Source organism: Pelosinus sp. UFO1 (assembly GCF_000725345.1).
In the GTDB taxonomy this organism is placed as follows: Bacteria; Bacillota; Negativicutes; order DSM-13327; family DSM-13327; genus Pelosinus.
Genome location: NZ_CP008852.1, coordinates 3,070,172 through 3,088,216, shown reverse-complemented (window position 1 = coordinate 3,088,216; position 18,045 = coordinate 3,070,172). Strand labels below are relative to the sequence as shown.

Annotated in this window: 19 protein-coding genes; all 19 read left to right on the top strand. The window is 39.0% G+C overall.

Features of this window, described 5'->3' with window-relative positions; translation table 11 throughout:
• Positions 1–69 precede the first annotated feature (69 nt).
• The 19 genes from mrdA (at position 70) to UFO1_RS14550 (ending at position 18,000) form a co-directional block, all read left to right on the top strand.
• The gene (gene mrdA, locus UFO1_RS14640) at positions 70–1,926 is read left to right on the top strand and encodes a penicillin-binding protein 2 (RefSeq protein WP_038671963.1); all 1,857 of its coding nucleotides are present in this window, start codon (positions 70–72) and stop codon (positions 1,924–1,926) included.
• Between the two features lie 143 nt (positions 1,927–2,069).
• A complete protein-coding gene (minC, locus tag UFO1_RS14635) occupies positions 2,070–2,678 on the top strand; it encodes a septum site-determining protein MinC (RefSeq protein WP_038671961.1) in 609 nt (202 codons plus the stop codon).
• Between the two features lie 21 nt (positions 2,679–2,699).
• Entirely contained in the window at positions 2,700–3,491 is a 792-nt protein-coding gene (gene minD / locus UFO1_RS14630; RefSeq protein WP_038671959.1) for a septum site-determining protein MinD, read from the top strand.
• A gap of 11 nt (positions 3,492–3,502) precedes the next feature.
• Positions 3,503–3,781 (top strand): cell division topological specificity factor MinE, encoded by a 279-nt coding sequence (minE, locus tag UFO1_RS14625; protein ID WP_038671957.1) that lies wholly within the window; start codon positions 3,503–3,505, stop codon positions 3,779–3,781.
• A 169-nt stretch (positions 3,782–3,950) separates the two neighbouring features.
• Complete coding sequence (gene rodA, locus UFO1_RS14620) at positions 3,951–5,057, top strand: rod shape-determining protein RodA (protein WP_038671955.1); 1,107 nt, start codon at positions 3,951–3,953, stop codon at positions 5,055–5,057.
• Positions 5,058–5,271: 214 nt separating this feature from the next.
• The gene (locus UFO1_RS14615; RefSeq protein ID WP_038671953.1) at positions 5,272–6,012 is read left to right on the top strand and encodes a M23 family metallopeptidase; all 741 of its coding nucleotides are present in this window, start codon (positions 5,272–5,274) and stop codon (positions 6,010–6,012) included.
• Complete coding sequence (locus tag UFO1_RS14610; RefSeq protein WP_236639208.1) at positions 6,009–6,896, top strand: M50 family metallopeptidase; 888 nt, start codon at positions 6,009–6,011, stop codon at positions 6,894–6,896. The genes UFO1_RS14615 and UFO1_RS14610 overlap by 4 nt, the downstream gene beginning before the upstream one ends.
• A gap of 223 nt (positions 6,897–7,119) precedes the next feature.
• On the top strand, positions 7,120–8,973 hold the full coding sequence (locus tag UFO1_RS14605) for a TIGR03960 family B12-binding radical SAM protein (RefSeq protein WP_038671951.1): 1,854 nt from the start codon (positions 7,120–7,122) through the stop codon (positions 8,971–8,973).
• Entirely contained in the window at positions 8,973–9,668 is a 696-nt protein-coding gene (locus tag UFO1_RS14600) for a TIGR03936 family radical SAM-associated protein (protein WP_038671949.1), read from the top strand. Before UFO1_RS14605 ends, UFO1_RS14600 begins: the two co-directional genes overlap by 1 nt.
• Positions 9,669–9,738: 70 nt before the next feature.
• Complete coding sequence (locus UFO1_RS14595; protein ID WP_038671947.1) at positions 9,739–11,181, top strand: Rne/Rng family ribonuclease; 1,443 nt, start codon at positions 9,739–9,741, stop codon at positions 11,179–11,181.
• A gap of 156 nt (positions 11,182–11,337) precedes the next feature.
• On the top strand, positions 11,338–11,649 hold the full coding sequence (rplU, locus tag UFO1_RS14590) for a 50S ribosomal protein L21 (RefSeq protein ID WP_038671945.1): 312 nt from the start codon (positions 11,338–11,340) through the stop codon (positions 11,647–11,649).
• A gap of 1 nt (position 11,650) precedes the next feature.
• Positions 11,651–11,971 (top strand): ribosomal-processing cysteine protease Prp, encoded by a 321-nt coding sequence (locus UFO1_RS14585; RefSeq protein WP_038671943.1) that lies wholly within the window; start codon positions 11,651–11,653, stop codon positions 11,969–11,971.
• A gap of 7 nt (positions 11,972–11,978) precedes the next feature.
• A complete protein-coding gene (gene rpmA / locus UFO1_RS14580) occupies positions 11,979–12,269 on the top strand; it encodes a 50S ribosomal protein L27 (RefSeq protein WP_038671941.1) in 291 nt (96 codons plus the stop codon).
• A 170-nt stretch (positions 12,270–12,439) separates the two neighbouring features.
• Positions 12,440–12,655 (top strand): Spo0B domain-containing protein, encoded by a 216-nt coding sequence (locus UFO1_RS14575; RefSeq protein WP_038671939.1) that lies wholly within the window; start codon positions 12,440–12,442, stop codon positions 12,653–12,655.
• Between the two features lie 216 nt (positions 12,656–12,871).
• Positions 12,872–14,143, top strand: a complete 1,272-nt coding sequence (gene obgE, locus UFO1_RS14570) for a GTPase ObgE (protein WP_038671938.1) — start codon at positions 12,872–12,874, stop codon at positions 14,141–14,143.
• Positions 14,144–14,155: 12 nt separating this feature from the next.
• Positions 14,156–14,470 (top strand): ribosome assembly RNA-binding protein YhbY, encoded by a 315-nt coding sequence (yhbY, locus tag UFO1_RS14565; protein WP_038671935.1) that lies wholly within the window; start codon positions 14,156–14,158, stop codon positions 14,468–14,470.
• An 89-nt stretch (positions 14,471–14,559) separates the two neighbouring features.
• A complete protein-coding gene (gene proB, locus UFO1_RS14560) occupies positions 14,560–15,687 on the top strand; it encodes a glutamate 5-kinase (RefSeq protein ID WP_038671933.1) in 1,128 nt (375 codons plus the stop codon).
• A 15-nt stretch (positions 15,688–15,702) separates the two neighbouring features.
• Positions 15,703–16,959, top strand: coding sequence for a glutamate-5-semialdehyde dehydrogenase (locus UFO1_RS14555; protein WP_038671931.1), 1,257 nt, complete (start codon positions 15,703–15,705; stop codon positions 16,957–16,959).
• Positions 16,960–17,163: 204 nt separating this feature from the next.
• A complete protein-coding gene (locus UFO1_RS14550; RefSeq protein WP_038671929.1) occupies positions 17,164–18,000 on the top strand; it encodes a hypothetical protein in 837 nt (278 codons plus the stop codon).
• The last annotated feature ends 45 nt before the right edge of the window (positions 18,001–18,045 follow it).

The window sequence follows — 18,045 nt, the reverse complement described above, 5'->3', positions numbered from 1 at the left end:
GTTAAAAGTTGGTGAGCATTTTCCTTACGTTTATTTACTGTAATATCTGGAAGAAGGGAGGTTGTAATCATGTTGGTAAAACGATCAAATTACAGACTGGATGTATTGGCAATTATTATTATATTAGTATTTGTAGCATTGATCAGTCGTTTGGGATACTTGCAAGTGGTTCAGGGAAAGTATTATGGACAAAAAGCTGATGGAAATCGTATTAGGCTAGCTCCTATTATGGCTCCCCGTGGAATGTTTTATGATCGGAACGGAGTTCCACTGGTTTCGAATCGCCCTGGTTTTACAGTGTCAATACTGCCTCTTACAGGACCTGTTCCTGATGAAATTATTGCTAAAGTGGCTAGTATTTTAAATATGCCCATCGATGAGATTAAGACGAAACTTAGCCAACATAATGGAAAGTTTGAGCCGGTGCGTATCAAATCAGATATTGGTCAAGATATTGTAACCAAAATTGAAGAACGACGTGCAGAACTACCTGGAGTAGTGATTGAAATTCAACCGATTCGCAATTATGTCAACAATGAGTTAGCGGCTCATTTATTTGGATATGTGAGTGAAATCAATGATGACGAACTAGAAAAGGCAAAATTAAAAGCAAAAACAAATCCAAAGGCCAATGAGTATAAGACAGGAGATATTGTCGGTAAATTTGGCTTAGAGAAGATGTATGATCGTGAATTACGTGGTGTTGACGGAGGTAATCAAGTTGAAGTTGATGTAACGGGGCGACCAGTAAATGTACTAGGGCGCAAGGAAACCGTTCCAGGGAAAAATTTGACACTAACAATTGATTACCGAATACAAAAAGCAGCCGAGGTCGCTATTGATGAACAGCTTACATATTTGCAGACTAAGAGCGAATTTCGTAATGCTAAAGCAGCTGCAGCTATTGCTATGAATCCTAAGACAGGTGAAATTTTGGCCATGGTAAGTAGGCCAACCTTTAATCCTAATTTATTTTCAGGGGGTATTTCGAGTAAGGATTGGAAGATGTTAAATGAAAATCCTAATAACCCTATGGATAATAAAGTTATTTCCGGGGAATATCCCCCTGGTTCCACTTTTAAAATAGTTACGGGTGCGGCAGCCTTAGAATTAGGTAAAGTCACTCCCGAAGAAAAAATACTGGATACAGGTAAGCACTGGATTATTGCTAAAGGAAATGCTGAAGGTGAGGCTCTAGGTTGGATTAATTTTAAAGAAGCTCTAACTAAATCAGATAATGTTTATTTTTATGAAATGGGTAATCGCTTAGGTATCGACAACTTAGAAAAATATGCTCGCATGTTTGGATTAGGTGCATTAACTGGTATACAATTGCAAGGAGAATCGGATGGATTGGTAGCCAACCAACGATATAAGGAAAAGGTATATGGTGAGGAATGGTATTTGTCAGAAACATTTGATGCTGCTATTGGCCAAGGGTTTCAGTTAGTAACTCCCCTGCAGGTTGCCGTTTTAATGAGTGAAATTGCAAATGGCGGTCATCGATATCGCCCATACGTGGTCAATAAGATTAGTTCAGATAATGGGGACACGATTCAGACCTTTGGACCTGAAGAAGTAGGCAATATCCAGATCTCTCCCAAAACTTTAGGGCTTATCCGTGAGTCTCTTAGAGATGTAGCTCTTGAGGGAGGGACAGCTGCCCAAGCCTTTCAAAACTTTCCTGTGTCAATTGCCGGAAAAACAGGGACAGCAGAGAATCCCCATGGGAGCGATCATGGCTGGTTTATTGCTTACGGTCCTTATGAAGATCCAAGTATTGTCGTTGTAGTTATTGTAGAACAAGGTGGCTTTGGAGCAGGGTCTGCAGCTCCAATTGCTAGGAAAATTATGGAGGCTGCCTTTAATATTAATCAGGCTCCTGTTGAAGCACCTCAGACCTATAAACCGCAGACTGCATTATAAGAAAGGACTTGGCGAATGCCAAGTCCTTTTTACTAATTTCACTTTCTTAAATTAACTTCTTATTTTTGGCAGGAATATTGATGAAAATCGCGAATTCTTAGTGGCAGATAATATATAACTTGTACAATACTTGGGAGATGGACATGCGCGAATATGTAATATTTAAGGGCAGCAGAAATGGATTGCAGCTAGTGCTTGATCAATCGGTAGAGTTTGAACTCATTCTAGAAAATTTAAAGGCTAAGTTGGAGTCTGCAGTTGACTTTTTTACAAAAGGGACAAAGGTAGAAGTACTAAAGGCAGTGCGTATTCTTTCTTCAGAGGAACAAGAAGATTTAAGTAAAGTGTTAGCTAATTATGGTTTAGTTTTTTATGAAGCAAAAGAGCAATGTGCCGATGAGGAAAATACTACGTTTGAGCCTCAAGAGATACAAAATTTAGTCATTAGTAAAACTATACGCAGCGGACAGGAAGTTATACACCAAGGTTCAGTGGTTATTGAAGGCGATGTTAACCCCGGTGCAAAGATAATAGCGGGGGGGAATATTGTCATAAATGGAACTTGTCGTGGGTTAGTTTATGCTGGGGCATATGGTGATAGTAAAGCGACAATTACTGCGCAGCGGCTTTTAGCCTCACAAATCCGAATTGCAGACTTAATAGCTAGGGCTCCAGATCATTTGGAGGATCCTACAGAAGCAGAGGTAGCACTGATTGAAGATGGAACTGTAATTATAAAGAAGATAGATTAATCTATCTATAGGAGGATGTACATGGGGGAAGTTATTGTTATAACGTCTGGTAAGGGTGGAGTTGGAAAAACGACTACAACTGCCAATATAGGTACAGGTTTTGCGCTGTTAGGTAAGAAAGTAGTATTGGTGGATACAGATATTGGATTACGTAATTTAGATGTAGTTATGGGCCTGGAAAATCGAATTGTATATGATTTAATTGATGTGACAGACGGGAATTGTCGATTAAAGCAGGCATTAATTCGTGATAAACGGTATGAATCTTTATACCTTTTGCCTGCTGCTCAAACCCGGGATAAAAATGCAGTAACTCCAGAACAAATGAAAAAATTGTGTGATGAACTAAAAGAAGATTTCGATTTTGTTATCATTGATTGTCCCGCGGGTATTGAACAAGGCTTTAAAAATGCAATTGCTGGTGCTGATCGGGCGATCATTGTTACTACCCCGGAGGTTTCAGCAGTGCGTGATGCCGACCGTATTATTGGGCTACTAGAATCAGAGGGGAAACATAATCCGAAATTGATTGTAAATCGGATTCGTCCCAAGATGGTTAAAAAAGGCGATATGATGAGTATTGATGATATTATCGAAATTTTGGCTATCGATTTACTCGGAATTATACCAGAAGACGATTATATTGTTGTTTCTACAAATCGAGGGGAACCAGCAGTTGCTAATCCTGTATCCCAAGCAAGTACAGCATATAAAAATATTGTAAGGCGTTTAACAGGTGAAAATGTGCCTTTAATGTCCATTGAAGAAAACGATGGATTTTTTGTTAAACTAAAAAAAATGTTTAATTTTTAGGGGGGATGAAAATGCTTGATTTAATTCAAAGACTTTTTGGCAAAGAGTCTTCTTGCTCGAAAGATGTTGCCAAGGAACGTCTACGATTAGTATTGGTACATGATCGTGTAAATGTTTCGCCACAATTAATGGAAACATTAAAAGATGATATGTTTAGAGCTATATCTAACTATATGGATATTAATGAAAAGTGTATGGAGGTTAGCCTTACTCATACGGATTCATCCGTAACCCTAGTCGCTAATATTCCTGTGACGAGTATGAAAAGAGGCGGAACCCCAAAAGGTTAAAGAGTAGGTAGAGTTCTAATTGATCAAAATTGTAATTTTTGTAAGACTATTCATTGGGCAAAAATTACCAAGGCACGGTATTACATACTGTGCCTTTTTAAGTGGACGGAATTGGGAAATGATATTATAATATAGGAATGACTTTTGCTATGGAAGGTAAGTGTAAGGAATGTTAAATCGCAGGTTATTACGGAATTTAGATTTTATTACAATTGCTACGGTAACTCTACTTATCTTAATAAGTTTAGTAATTATCGGAAGTGCAACTCACATAAATACTCCTGGCGAAGAACGATACTGGTATGTGGAACGTCAAGGTCTATTTGCAGTGTTTAATATTATAATCATTTTTGTTATACTTAATTTTGATTATAAAATCTTATCGAAATTTGCGAATGGGTTATATTTTATCAATTTAATCATGTTATTAGCGGTTATGTTTATCGGTCAATCGGCTTTGGGTGCCCAGCGTTGGATACAAATTGGTCCGATTAGTCTGCAGCCTTCCGAATTTTCTAAATTGATTATGATTATTGCCCTGGCGGATTTGCTTGATAAAAAGGCGGGAAAGCTAAATTCATTTAAAGATTTAATTCCGATCTTTTTGTATGTTGGAATTCCATTCTTATTGGTATTGAAGCAACCTGACCTTGGAACTTCTCTGGTATTCTTAGCAATTTTATTTGGTATGCTTTTTATTGCAGGTATTAAAAATAAGCATTTAATGATAATTTTTGGGGCAGGCGCCGCTTTTATGCCTATTTTTTGGCATTTTTTAAAGGACTATCAAAAAATGCGACTATCTGTTTTTCTCGATCCCAATGTGGATCCTTTAGGTTCTGGTTACCATATCATACAATCGAAAATAGCCATTGGATCAGGGATGTTATTTGGTAAGGGCTTGTTTGGCGGCACGCAAAGTCAACTGAATTTTTTGCCGGAAAATCATACGGATTTTATTTTTGCGGTAATTGGGGAAGAACTTGGCTTCATCGGAGCAATCCTTATCTTATTATTGTATTTTATTTTACTATATCGCGGTGTAAAAATTGCTGGAGCAGCGAAAGATAATTTTGGAACCTTGCTAGCTACTGGTATTACTTCTATGCTGACCTTTCATGTATTAGTTAATGTAGGCATGACTGCTGGCATTATGCCAGTAACAGGTATCCCTTTACCTCTCATGAGTTATGGAGTTAGTGCTCTTACGACCAATATGGTTAGTATTGGGATACTACTAAATATATATATGCGTAGGCAGAAAATTATGTTTTAAAAGCCTAGCGATAAAGAGATGCGCCACTTGGCGCATCTCTTTTACGGAATCAGAAAGTATAACACTTTCTTGATTCCAAGTAAGAACGACTAAGGCTTCTGCCTGCGTCCGAGGATTTGGCACAAGCCAAGTCTTTTCTTATATTCTAAGCATATATTACCTTTCACTGCTCATATATATTTGTAGTAGTATGTGCTGTGCGGGGGGTGTCTATATGGCGAGGCTGTGGAGTAGGTGGAAAAAAAATAGAGCAGAAGAGAATAGAGGGTATGATTATTCATGGCAGTATCAAGATGAGCCATCTGATTATAGTTGGTTAAAAAAGACAGTAGTGGCAGGTGTTTTGTTTACTGTTGTTTACTGTGCTCATATATCAGAAACTACCCTTGGAAAAATGGTAGATGATGGGGTTCATTATACTTTATCAACACAGACAGATATTAACTATGTACTAGAACAAATCATTAGCCGTGTTCCGCCAAGCATTGATTTATCAGTGCTAAAAAAAGTGCAGACAACGGTGTCGAAACCTGCGGATCCTTTATTGTATATGAATAAGCCTGTCAGCGGGAAAATAATAGCTCCTTTTGGCTGGGGAGTTCACCCAGTACTGAAACAAGAAATGATGCACGAAGGAATTGATATTGAAGCAGCAATTGGAACCAATGTGAGGGCTGTCGCGCCTGGTAAGGTTAAAATAATTACAGACAGTGCTCAGTTGGGAAAAGTATTAATTATTGAACACAGCCAAGATATTGAGACACTTTATGGACATTTAGGGGAAGTGTTAGTACATCAAGGAGACCTAATCAGCCAAGGGCAAGTCGTAGCTAAGGTAGGCAAGAGTGGTATGATAAATACTCCAGTCCTTTACTTTGAAGTAAGAGAAAAAGGCAAACCGATTGATCCTGCAACTAGATTAAAAGGTGATTTTCCTGTTGGAGAGGAGAAGTGAATTGTTTGCGGGTTGCTACTATTGCGGGTATTGAACTGAAATTGAATTATTGGTTTATTGCAATGATTCTATTGTTTGCCCTCGCGGGGATGTTGGTGAAAGTTTGCTTGGTATTTAGCGCAGTATTGTGGCATGAGTTAGCACATGCGGGAACTGCTCTGGCTTTGGGGTTTAAGGTCCATGAGGTTGAACTGCTCCCCTTTGGAGGCGTGGCAAGGATTGAGGGGCTAGGGATCGCTAGTTCAAGGAGTGAAATAATAATAGCCGCCGCCGGACCCATCGCAAGTTCGGTTTTGGCGGCTCTTATTTATAGCGGTATGTTCTACTTGAATAATTGGAGTGAGATGGGGGAGTTTTATTATAAGACCAATCTAATGCTGGTAATTTTTAATATGATACCAGGTTTGCCCCTTGATGGCGGACGTATTTTTAGAGCTTGGCTGGCCTTGAAAATAGACTATTGTAAGGCTACTGCCATTGCAGCTGGTATTAGTCAATGGGGCAGTATTTCTTTGGTTGGCACTGTGGCGTATCAGTATTTTGTGGGAGGTACAATTAACATAACTTTTCTAGTAGCAGCTATATTTTTATATACAACGGCGAAAAGTGAAGTAAAAGTAGCTGGTTTCCGTAACTTACGTGTTATGGCGCAAAAAAAAGCCTTGCTAAGAGCGCGAGGTGTTATGCCAATTACCCATATTACCGTGGTGGAGGGTGTCGTATTAAAGGATATTGTTCGTTTGTTTAGACCTGATCAATATTATATTATGCTTGTTTTAAATGCAGATTGTAAGGTTTGCGGGAGCATAACGGAAACTGAGATGTGGGAAGAATTACCTAAGAAAGGACTTAATGCAACGATTAGGGAACTTATATCTCCGTAAAAAGCCCATCGTAAATAAATGATAATAGAACATTATTGGCAAATATACCGTTTTTGGCAGGATTTTTTTTTATTATGTAGAACGTAAGGTAGGATATCTGACTAAATGTTGGATATTTTTGGGCAGTATATAATATATAAAACCTAATAAAAAGGGAATGCTTCTTTATAGGTTTACTATATAATAATTTTTCGTAGCAAAATTTTGGAGGTTAGTAGTATTTATGATAACTTTAGATCCTGCCATGTTAAATCGGGTAATTAAACCCGCTCGGTATACTGGGAATGAGTGGAATAGTATAAAAAAAGATCATGATAAGGTAAATGTAACAGTGGCCTTGTCTTTGCCAGATGTATATGAAGTAGGTATGTCTAATTTGGGGCTTAAAATATTGTATCAGATATTAAATAATCGTACAGATACAGCAGCGGAACGGGTATATGCACCTTGGGTAGATATGGAGTCGGAAATGAGAGCCCGGAATATTCCACTCTATACATTAGAAAGTTTAAAACCAGTCAGTGAGTTTGATGTGGTAGGTTTTTCTTTACAATATGAAATGAGTTATAGCAATGTACTTAATATGCTAGATCTAGCAGGGATTCCTTTATTTACAGTAGAGCGTAATGAGAGGATGCCCATTATCGTGGGAGGCGGACCTTGTACCTTTAACGCAGAACCCGTTGCTGATTTCTTTGATTGTCTAATATTAGGGGAAGGCGAAGAAGTTATGGAAGACCTAGTTGAAGCAGTTTCAGCTTGGAAACAGTCAGGAAAAGTAGATGGCAGGTTAGGGATATTAAAAAGATTAGCCAAAATTGAAGGCATCTATGTTCCCTCCTTATATGATGTCACTTATCATAATGACGGTACGGTAGCTGAGATAGTTCCTAACTGTTCTGATGCACCGGCAGTTGTCACGAAGAGAGTAGTAAAAGACTTGAACACTGTAGAGTATGCTACTAGACCAATTGTACCTTTTTTGGATATTGTTCATGATCGTATTATGCTAGAGTTGTTTCGTGGTTGTACACGGGGCTGTCGTTTTTGCCAAGCCGGCGTTTTGTATCGCCCAGTACGAGAACGCCGCCCTGAAGTTCTTTTGAAAATGGCAAAAGAAATGGTAGATAGCACAGGGTATAATGAAATATCCCTGACCTCTCTTAGTTCTGCAGATTATTCCTGTTTGCCAGATCTAGTGCAGTCTCTTGTTGACGATTTAAAAGAGCAGGGTGTGAGCGTTTCATTGCCATCCCTTAGAATTGATAGTTTTTCTATTGAGTTAGCACAAAAGGTGCAGCAGGTACGTAAAAGTGGTTTAACCTTTGCTCCTGAGGCTGGGTCTCAGCGTATGCGTGATGTAATTAATAAAGGTGTAACAGAGCAAAACTTAGAGGATGCTGTGAGTGCTGCTTTTCAAGCTGGCTGGTCTACTGTAAAACTATATTTTATGATGGGGTTACCTACAGAAACTGATGAAGACGTGCTTGAAATTGCCGATTTGGCTTATAAAGTACTTGATTTGTATAAAAAAATTACAGGACGCAGGGGTGCTAAGGTAACGGTGAGTGTTTCATGTTTTGTTCCGAAACCTCATACTCCGTTCCAATGGTTTCCTCAGAATCTAGCGTCTGAATTTGAACGCAAACAACAACTGTTAAAGGCGAAACTTCGTGATAGAAATATCACCTTTAATTGGCACGATGCCCGTACCAGCTTTTTAGAGGGGGCTTTTGCTCGTGGTGATAGAAGACTAGGACAAGTATTACTTAAGGCATGGCAAAATGGCGCTAGATTTGATGGCTGGTCTGAATACTTTAAATACGATGTGTGGATCGATGCTTTTAAAGCTTCTGACCTGGATCCTTATTTCTATGCCACAAGGGAAAGAAGCTTTGAGGAAGTTATGCCATGGGATCATTTATCTTCAGGGGCCACCAAAGACTTTTTACAGCGGGAGTATCAGCAAGCGGTACAAGAAGAATTGACTTGTGATTGTAGGAGAGAAAAGTGTAGTGCTTGCGGTGTTTGTCCGGGACTCGGTGTTGAGGTTTTAGATTGGGGGAATAAAGCATAATGGCAAAATTACGTTTAGAGATTACAAAAGGGGAAGAAATTCGTTATATTTCCCATCTTGATTACGCTAGTGCGATGGAGCGAGCTATTATAAGAGCTAAATTACCGGCAGCTTATTCAGAAGGCTTTAATCCTCATATGAAAATATCCTTTGCCTCCGCCTTAGCGGTAGGGGTAACAAGCCAAGCCGAATATATTGATGTTGAATTTAAAGAAGAAGTAGAATTGAGTCAAGCGGTAATTCGCTTAACCCAGTCCCTTCCATCCGGGATTAAAATAAAGGGTGCCAGATATATGCACGGCAATGTTCCCGCCTTAATGGCAATCGTTAATTTAGCAACTTATGAAGTGACGATGCCTCTCTTGGCGGAGGATATTGGGGTTATTGAAGATAGCATCCGCTGGTTTAATGAAGCAGAAACAGTTCCTTATACCCGCGAGTCTCCTAAAGGAAGAAAGGAGATTGAAGTCAAACAGTATATGGCGCAAGCCGTTAAAGTCATAATCCTAGAAAAAGCGATACGTCTGATGATTGATATAAAAATTACACCTACTGGCAGCATTAAACCTGGTGAAGTCGTAGCAGCATTAGTAGATATGTTCGACTTACCTGTAGATATTGATAATCTATTAATTCATCGCACTGGACTTTATATTTGTGATGAGAAAAGAACAGTATCTCCGATTGAATGCTAAAGGTGCGTTGCGCTTGGGGCAAAATTCGGTAGGAGTTAGATTTTAAAATTGAAAGAAAGGAGGAAAGTAAATGGCGAAAAAAATTATCGTAAATATTACACCAGAAGAAACGCGAATGGCTGTTTTCGAAAATGAAGAGTTTATTGAAGTTTCGATAGAACGAACTCGTAGTGGTCATAATGTTGGCAATATTTATAAGGGCAAAACGAAAAATGTATTGCCGGGTATGCAAGCTGCCTTTATTGACATTGGTAGAGAAAAAAATGCTTTTTTGTATATTGGCGATACGTTGCCTCAAGTTGCTGCCCAGGCCATTGCTGATAGTGCTTTAACAGTAGGTAAAGATGTTATGATTCAAATTGTGAAAGACGCAATTGGCACAAAGGGACCACGGGCTACAACTCATTTGACTCTGCCAGGACGCTATGTAGTATTAATGCCGACGGTGGATTATATTGCTACTTCCAGGCGAATTGCCAATGAAGAAGAGCGGGTGCGGCTAAAGCAGATCGTAGAGAAAGTGCGGCCGGAAGGTATGGGAGTTATTGTCCGTACCATGTCTGAAGGTAAAAGCGAAGAAGATTTGCAGAAAGATATTGAGTATCTTTATAATTTGTGGAAAGCATTGATTGCCAGAGGAAAACGAGCTACTGCGCCTATTTTATTATATCGTGATGTTGATTTGGTGATCCGTATTGTACGGGACTATTTATCCGATGATGTGGAAGAATTCGTATTAGATCATCAAGAAGCCTATGGGCGGGTCTGTGATTTGCTAAAGTATGCATCACCAGAACTAGTAAGCAGGGTCCGGTTATACCAGGGAAAAGAAGATATTTTCACTCATTATGGTCTTGATGAGGAATTAAATAAACTTGGGCAACGCTCTGTTTGGCTTAAATGCGGCGGATACATAGTAATTGATAAAACAGAAGCATTAACTGTAATTGATGTAAACACAGGTAAATTTGTCGGATCTATCAATTTATCGGATACCGTCTTTCAGACCAATTTAGAAGCAGCCAGCGAAATTGTTCGGCAAATTCGCCTTAGAGACATTGGTGGCATTATTATTGTCGATTTTATTGATATGGATAAGGAAGAACAAAAACAAGCAGTTGTAGCAGCATTAGAAGAAAAATTTAAACGTGACCGTACGAAAACGAATGTGCTAGGTTTTACTGGATTGGGATTAGTCGAGATCACAAGGAAAAAGGCACGGCAAAATGTAGAAGGTGTACTTTATAGCGAATGCCCTTGTTGTGAGGGACGTGGTAGAGTGCAGTCCCCAGAGACTGTAGTGATTAATATATGGCGTAAGATGCGTCATGTTATGAGTCAGTCTAGACGTCAAGGACGTATTGTCATCCAAGTGCACCCCCTTGTCGCTGAGATCATTAAGAGCCAAGGAGAGCTACCTCGTATGGAACAAGAATTGGCCTGTTCCCTCAGAATTGAATCTTTGGCAGAGATGCATCCAGAAATGTTTTCTTTACTACACGAAGGTGAGTAACCTTGAAAAGTAATTGACAAAGCTGTCTTCATATGCTATTATCATTCAATGTAGGCCACTGTGCTTACGTCCCAAACCGCACGAAGAGGTCCCAAAATTCGCTTATAGCGATACCGTACTCGGCGAGTATTAGAACGAGGGAGGTGTAATATAATAATGTACGCAATTATTGAAACTGGTGGTAAACAATATCGCGTTTCTGAAGGTGATGTTGTTTTCATTGAAAAAGTTGAAGCTGCTGATGGCGAAGCAGTAGAGTTTGACCGTGTACTTACTTTAGTAACAGAAGGTAATGTAGAAATTGGTAAACCTCTAGTAGCTGGTGCAAAAGTAACTGGTAAAGTAGTTTCTCAAGGTAAAGGCAAGAAGATTTTTGTTTTCAAATACAAAGCAAAATCTAACTACCGTAGACGTCAAGGTCATCGTCAACCGTTCACTAAGGTTATGATCGAGAAGATCGAAGCATAAGATGATCAAGATAAAGATTGTTCGAAACTCAGAACAGAGTATGGTTGAGTTTAGCGTTACTGGACATGCTAATACAGGTCCTCACGGACAAGATATAGTATGTGCGGGTATATCTGCATTGACTCAAACAGCTGTGCTGGGATTGGATCGTCACCTAGGAACCAAGATACATCTTGATATTGCCAGTGGTAATTTAAAGATGTGTTTATTAGATAATCCGGATCCATTAACGGATGCTGTGTTGGAAACTATGCTAATCGGGTTAACCGAAATTGCAAAAATAAATCCGCAAAGTGTTCGTATTTCTGAACACAGGAGGTGAAGTACAGATGTTTAATTTTAATTTACAGCTATTTGCTCATAAAAAAGGTGTAGGTAGTACTCGTAACGGTCGTGACAGTGAGTCTAAACGCCTTGGCGTTAAGCGTCACGCAGGTGAAGTAGTAACTGCTGGCAGCATTTTGGTTCGTCAGAGAGGTACTCATTTCCACACCGGTCAAAATGTTGGCATTGGTAAGGATGATACCTTATATGCGAAAATTGCTGGACGTGTGGCTTTTGAACGTAAAGGCCGTAATGACCGCCAAGTAAGCGTATATGCAACGGAAGAAGCTATCTAATATACACCTGCGGCTTAATCAGCCGCAGGTATTATTTTTTTAGAATTGTCTACTTCAAAGCAGTTGTTTTAAACAGTATTCGATAAAAAAACATATAAAAGCACACAGAATTGTTGTATAATTATAGGGATCATATTCGGTTTGGCCTTATGGTAGAAGGGATGATAAAAATGGAGAAGCATGAAGTGTGTGAAGAAATTGTTACCTTATTAAAAAAACAACGGCATGATTTTGTCAACCATTTGCAAGTAATTCATGCCATGTTACAGATGGGGCGCGGGGAAAAGGCACTTCTTTATATTGAAGAGTTAGCGAAAGATCCTGGGCTCGTATCTGATGCGATAAAGGCTTATGAAGAGCAATGTGGTTGCCTGCATAAGGGATAGGCTAACCGTACATAACTGTTTTGAAGTGGACAAGGTCTACTAAAGCGCTGATAAACTATTGATCATTCTATAGAGGTTTTTAATAAGTGAATCTTATTAATGCTTCTAAATCTTTATGGAAAAGAACATAGTTGGCGTGTAAATTGTTACATAATGACATATATTACTGATAGTAATGAATTATAGATAGGTATATACCTAAAGGGGTTTGAAAAGATGTTTATTGATAGAGCAAAAATTGAAGTGATATCTGGTAATGGCGGTAATGGTATGTCTAGCTGGCGTCGAGAAAAGTTTGTTCCCAAAGGTGGACCCAGTGGTGGTGACGGGGGCCGTGGAGGCGATATCATATTAATCGTGGATGCCAATACCAATACATTGATCGATTTTCGTTATAAACGTAAATTCGTTGCCGATAATGGGGTAAATGGACAAACAAAAAATATGCATGGACAGCATGCGGAACCTACCTATATCAAAGTGCCACCAGGTACTTTAGTCAAGGATGCTGAAACAGGAGAAGTGGTAGCCGATTTGACGAAAGTAGGTCAACAAGCAATCATTGTTAAGGGTGGTCGTGGTGGTCGAGGTAATGCTAGATTTGTAAACAGTGTTAACCGGGCACCAACTTTTTCTGAAAATGGTGCACCTGGTGCAGGGCGGATACTGCAATTGGAACTTAAACTATTAGCGGATGTTGGTTTAGTAGGGTATCCTAGTGTAGGAAAGTCTAGTATTATTTCCGTTGTATCTGCAGCAAGGCCAGAAGTAGCAGCATATCACTTTACAACATTGACTCCCGTGCTTGGTGTAGTCAGTCTTGATGAAGGACATAGTTTTGTAATGGCTGATATTCCAGGATTAATTGAGGGCGCCAATGAAGGAATTGGCTTGGGACATGATTTCCTGCGTCATATTGAGCGTACGAAAGTGATTCTTCATGTACTAGATGTATCTGGTATAGAAGGCCGTGATCCCATAGAAGATTACAACAAGATAAATAATGAACTGAAATTATATAATGAGCGTTTATCAACTCGCCCCCAGCTAATTGTTGCCAATAAAATGGATTTAGCGGAAGCCCAGGAGAATTACCCAAGGGTGGCCGAATACATGAAAAATCTCGGTCATGAAATTTACCCAGTTTCCGCGGCTACAGGTGAAGGATTACCAGAACTCATGCAACGGACAGCGAAGCTGTTATTAGAACACGTAGAAATACCAGAAGAAACCACGGAAACAATTGTTTATGAAGCGAAACCACAAGAAGACTTTACTATAGGCCGTGATGAAGACGGTGCATTTTTAATTCGTGGTAGAGGAATTGAAAGATTAGTCGCAATGACTAATTTTGATAATGATGAAGGCGTACGTCGTTTTCAGCAACTATTTAAGCGCATAGGTATTGAGGCGGCATTAAAAGAAAAAGGTGTTAATGAAGGCGATACGGTACGTATTGGCGAAATGGAATTTGAATTTAGAACATAAGGGGAAATATAAGTGGAAGAAATTACAGAATTAACAGGAAAACAAAAACGCTATTTGCGTTCGCTGGGAAGCACTATGGATCCTGTTGTACAAATTGGCAAGACAGGAATATCAGCAACCCTGCTGGATAGTGCAAAAGATGCGGTAATTGCGAGGGAATTAATAAAAGTACGTGTATTGCAGAATTGTAGTGAAGAACCGAAAGATATCATTGCGGAATTGGCACAAGGAATTGGTGCTGAATTAGTACAAGTTATTGGACGTAATGGACTTTTATATAAGCGCAATCGCAATCCACAAAAAAGTAATAAAATCGAATTACCTTAACTATGAGATAAAAGGGACACAAAAGGATGATAACTCCCTTTGTGTCCCTTCGTGCTTAGTGTCAAATTTTTAATATAGGTGGGAGCGGAATGTTTACCAGAGAAAATTTGGCTAAAGCCAAACGAGTAGTTGTAAAAGTAGGAACCAGTACGTTAACACATAGCACTGGTAAATTAAATTTGTGGCGTATTGAAAAACTGGTACGAGAATTAGCTGATTTGGCCAACCAAGGCAAAGAAATCATTTTGGTTACCTCCGGGGCAGTGGGAGCTGGCATGGACGTTTTGGGACTAAAAGAACGACCTAAAACCATACCAGAAAAACAAGCTGCAGCAGCTGTTGGCCAGGGCAGGTTGATGCATACTTATGAAAAGCTATTTGGTGAATACGGGCAAGTGGTAGCCCAAGTACTGTTAACTCGTGAAGATTCAGTAAAGCGAACTCGTTATACCAATTCTCGGAATACCTTATTAACCTTACTTAAAATGGGTGTCATCCCGGTAATCAATGAAAATGATGCTGTTGCGATTGATGAATTAAAGATTGGTGACAATGATACCTTATCCGCCATGGTAGCTAGTATTGTTGATGCGGACGTATTAATTATCTTATCAGATATTGAAGGAGTATACACAGATAATCCACAAAATAACCCTGATGCACAGTTAATTGGGGAAGTAACAGATATTACACCAGAGATTGAAGCCTTGGCTGGTGGTGCTGGTACAGTAAGGGGTACAGGTGGTATGTATACGAAGATACAAGCCGGGAAAATTGCTGTTAATTCAGGTGTAACGATGGTCATTGCCTCCGGTTTACAAGATGGTATTTTACGCGAAGTGTTAAGTGGGAAAAGTGTGGGGACCATTTTTCTATCAAAAGAAAATCGATTACAAATACGTAAAAAGTGGTTAGCCTTTGGCGCTCGTACCCAAGGAGTACTAACGGTAGATAAAGGCTGTGAACAGGCACTACTATCAGGAGGATCTAGCTTATTAGCCGCTGGCGTTACTTTAGTCAGGGGAGATTTTGAACATGGAAATACCATTAGTGTAGTCACTATGGAAGGGCGGGAAATCGCTAGAGGCATTGCCAATTATAATGGTATCGATACCAGAAAAATTATGGGAGCTCATACGAATGAGATTGTTTCTATATTAGGATCAAAACCATATGATGAAGTGATCCATAGAGATAACATGGTATTGTTAGTATAAAGAGGAGAGGTTTATATGGGACATCTATCAGAACTAGAGGTTAAAGGTAAGAGTGCCAAACAGGCAGCGAGAAAACTTGCTACCCTATCCACTACGGTTAAAAATCAGGCCCTTGTTAGTATGGCAGATGCTCTAGAGAGAGAATGGGAAGCTATTTTAGCTGCTAATGTGATAGATATAGAGAATGGTAAAGAAAAGGGCTTGTCTGAATCCTTACTAGATCGTTTATTACTAACCCAAAGTAGAATTCAAAGTATGGCAGATGGCTTAAGGCAAATTGCAGAATTACCGGATCCGATCGGTGAAGTTCTTAGTACAAATTGCAGGCCTAATGGTCTAGAAATTACTAAGGTACGAGTTCCTCTTGGTGTAATTGGTATTATCTATGAGGCACGTCCTAATGTGACAGTTGATGCAGCAGGACTTTGTTTAAAGACTGGAAATGCTGTAATTCTACGAGGGGGGTCTGAGGCGATTCATTCGAATACTGCCATTACCAAAGTCATTTCCCAAGCGGCGTATAATGCTGGGATTCCTGTGGGTGCGTTTCAATTGATTGAAACTACAGATCGCCAGGCTGTTAATGCTATGTTGAAGCTTAATCAGTATTTGGATGTCATTATTCCTCGTGGTGGGGCTGGGTTGATAAAAACAGTGGTAGAAAATAGTACGGTACCTGTTATTGAAACAGGTACAGGAATATGCCATACTTTTGTGGATGAATCGGCGGATCTTAATATGGCACAGTCCATTGCCTTTAATGCTAAGGTATCCAGACCAGGTGTATGTAATTCCATGGAAACCTTGCTAGTGCATAAGGAAGTGGCAGGCAAGTTTTTGCCAGAGATGCTTATGAAATATCAGCAGGCTGGTGTAGAGCTTAGAGGATGTTCTGTAACAAGAAACTATCACAAGTGCGTAAAGCCAGCTAGTGATGACGATTGGGCTACGGAGTACTCAGACTTCATCTTATCCGTAAAAGTAGTTGCTGATCTTGATGAGGCGTTGGAACATATTGATCAATATAGTACTCGTCATTCAGAGGCTATTGTTACGCAAAATAACGAGAATGCCATACGTTTTCACCATGAAGTAGATGCAGCTGCTGTCTATGTGAATGCTTCTACTCGTTTTACAGATGGGTTTGAATTCGGCTTTGGCGCTGAAATTGGTATCAGTACCCAAAAACTACATGCTCGCGGTCCTATGGGATTGGCAGAATTAACGAGTATCAAATATATTATTTCAGGCAATGGACAGATAAGGGAGTAAAGATAAGCCTCAAAATCAGCGTAAAATCTGATTTTGAGGCTTGTTTTATTTACTTTGATGTTTTTGGAGTATCAGCTAGCTAGTAGTCAGCATAGTATAGGATAGACCGTTAATAATGTTATTTAACAAAACGATTAAGCAGATAAAGGATTGCCTATAGCCAAGGTTTTAAGGCTTATTTTAACTAAGAAAGAGAGGATGATTATGACAAATCCTGTAATTTTCATACATTATGGTAACAGTGAATATTTAAGATATAGCTTATTGCAAGCTAAAATAGCTAATAAAAATAGTGATGTGATATTAATTGGCGATGATAGTAATAATTGCTATCCCTTTATAACTCATATAAATGTCAATGACAATTCAAAATCGGCAGCAGAATTTGCAAAACTATATAAACATATGAGTCCCAACGCATATGACTTTGAATTAATTTGTTTTCAAAGGTGGTTTATACTACGAGATTTTATGATTAAATATGGCTTAAATACATGTTACTATCAGGACTCAGATGTATTATTGTATACAGATATAAACGAAGCAAATTTTAGCAGTTTTGATTTGGTTTTTACTGCAGGTACTGGAAGCTCAATTTTTATAAATAATTTTAATACGCTATGTGATTTTTGTAGTTATATAGAAGATTTTTATGTTAATAAATCTAGTATAGAGCTTGAAGCCATATATCAAGAACGTATTTTAAATGGTATTAGTGATATGACTCTTTTTTTATTTTATTACCAACAGTATCCAGATAAAATATTTGATTTATCAAATATAGCAAATGAATCTGTGTTTGATTTTAATATTAACTGTTCTCAAGGATTTGAAACTTGGTTTGGACGGAAAAAAATATATCTTACCAATGAGGGGATATTTGGTAAGCACATAGAATTAAATAAATTGATTCGATTGAAAGCACTTCATTTTCAAGGAGTGGCTAAGCCGTTTATGAAGTACTTTGCAGGAGAAATAGTATACGCAAGTAATGTTCCGGTAGTTTTTGATTATGCTGCTTGCCGGTGGGTGGGCCTGTAGTAGTCAAATTTAATAGTCGGACTTTTGAAGTGGAAAGATCAGGCT

Excerpts from the sequence above, each read along its gene's own strand:
- mrdA (WP_038671963.1), top strand. The coding sequence starts at position 70 with ATGTTGGTAAAACGATCAAATTACAGACTGGATGTATTGGCAATTATT.
- minC (WP_038671961.1), top strand. The coding sequence starts at position 2,070 with ATGCGCGAATATGTAATATTTAAGGGCAGCAGAAATGGATTGCAGCTA.
- minD (WP_038671959.1), top strand. The coding sequence starts at position 2,700 with ATGGGGGAAGTTATTGTTATAACGTCTGGTAAGGGTGGAGTTGGAAAA.
- minE (WP_038671957.1), top strand. The coding sequence starts at position 3,503 with ATGCTTGATTTAATTCAAAGACTTTTTGGCAAAGAGTCTTCTTGCTCG.
- rodA (WP_038671955.1), top strand. The coding sequence starts at position 3,951 with ATGTTAAATCGCAGGTTATTACGGAATTTAGATTTTATTACAATTGCT.
- UFO1_RS14615 (WP_038671953.1), top strand. The coding sequence starts at position 5,272 with ATGGCGAGGCTGTGGAGTAGGTGGAAAAAAAATAGAGCAGAAGAGAAT.
- UFO1_RS14605 (WP_038671951.1), top strand. The coding sequence starts at position 7,120 with ATGATAACTTTAGATCCTGCCATGTTAAATCGGGTAATTAAACCCGCT.
- UFO1_RS14600 (WP_038671949.1), top strand. The coding sequence starts at position 8,973 with ATGGCAAAATTACGTTTAGAGATTACAAAAGGGGAAGAAATTCGTTAT.
- UFO1_RS14595 (WP_038671947.1), top strand. The coding sequence starts at position 9,739 with ATGGCGAAAAAAATTATCGTAAATATTACACCAGAAGAAACGCGAATG.
- rplU (WP_038671945.1), top strand. The coding sequence starts at position 11,338 with ATGTACGCAATTATTGAAACTGGTGGTAAACAATATCGCGTTTCTGAA.
- UFO1_RS14585 (WP_038671943.1), top strand. The coding sequence starts at position 11,651 with ATGATCAAGATAAAGATTGTTCGAAACTCAGAACAGAGTATGGTTGAG.
- rpmA (WP_038671941.1), top strand. The coding sequence starts at position 11,979 with ATGTTTAATTTTAATTTACAGCTATTTGCTCATAAAAAAGGTGTAGGT.
- UFO1_RS14575 (WP_038671939.1), top strand. The coding sequence starts at position 12,440 with ATGGAGAAGCATGAAGTGTGTGAAGAAATTGTTACCTTATTAAAAAAA.
- obgE (WP_038671938.1), top strand. The coding sequence starts at position 12,872 with ATGTTTATTGATAGAGCAAAAATTGAAGTGATATCTGGTAATGGCGGT.
- proB (WP_038671933.1), top strand. The coding sequence starts at position 14,560 with ATGTTTACCAGAGAAAATTTGGCTAAAGCCAAACGAGTAGTTGTAAAA.
- UFO1_RS14555 (WP_038671931.1), top strand. The coding sequence starts at position 15,703 with ATGGGACATCTATCAGAACTAGAGGTTAAAGGTAAGAGTGCCAAACAG.
- UFO1_RS14550 (WP_038671929.1), top strand. The coding sequence starts at position 17,164 with ATGACAAATCCTGTAATTTTCATACATTATGGTAACAGTGAATATTTA.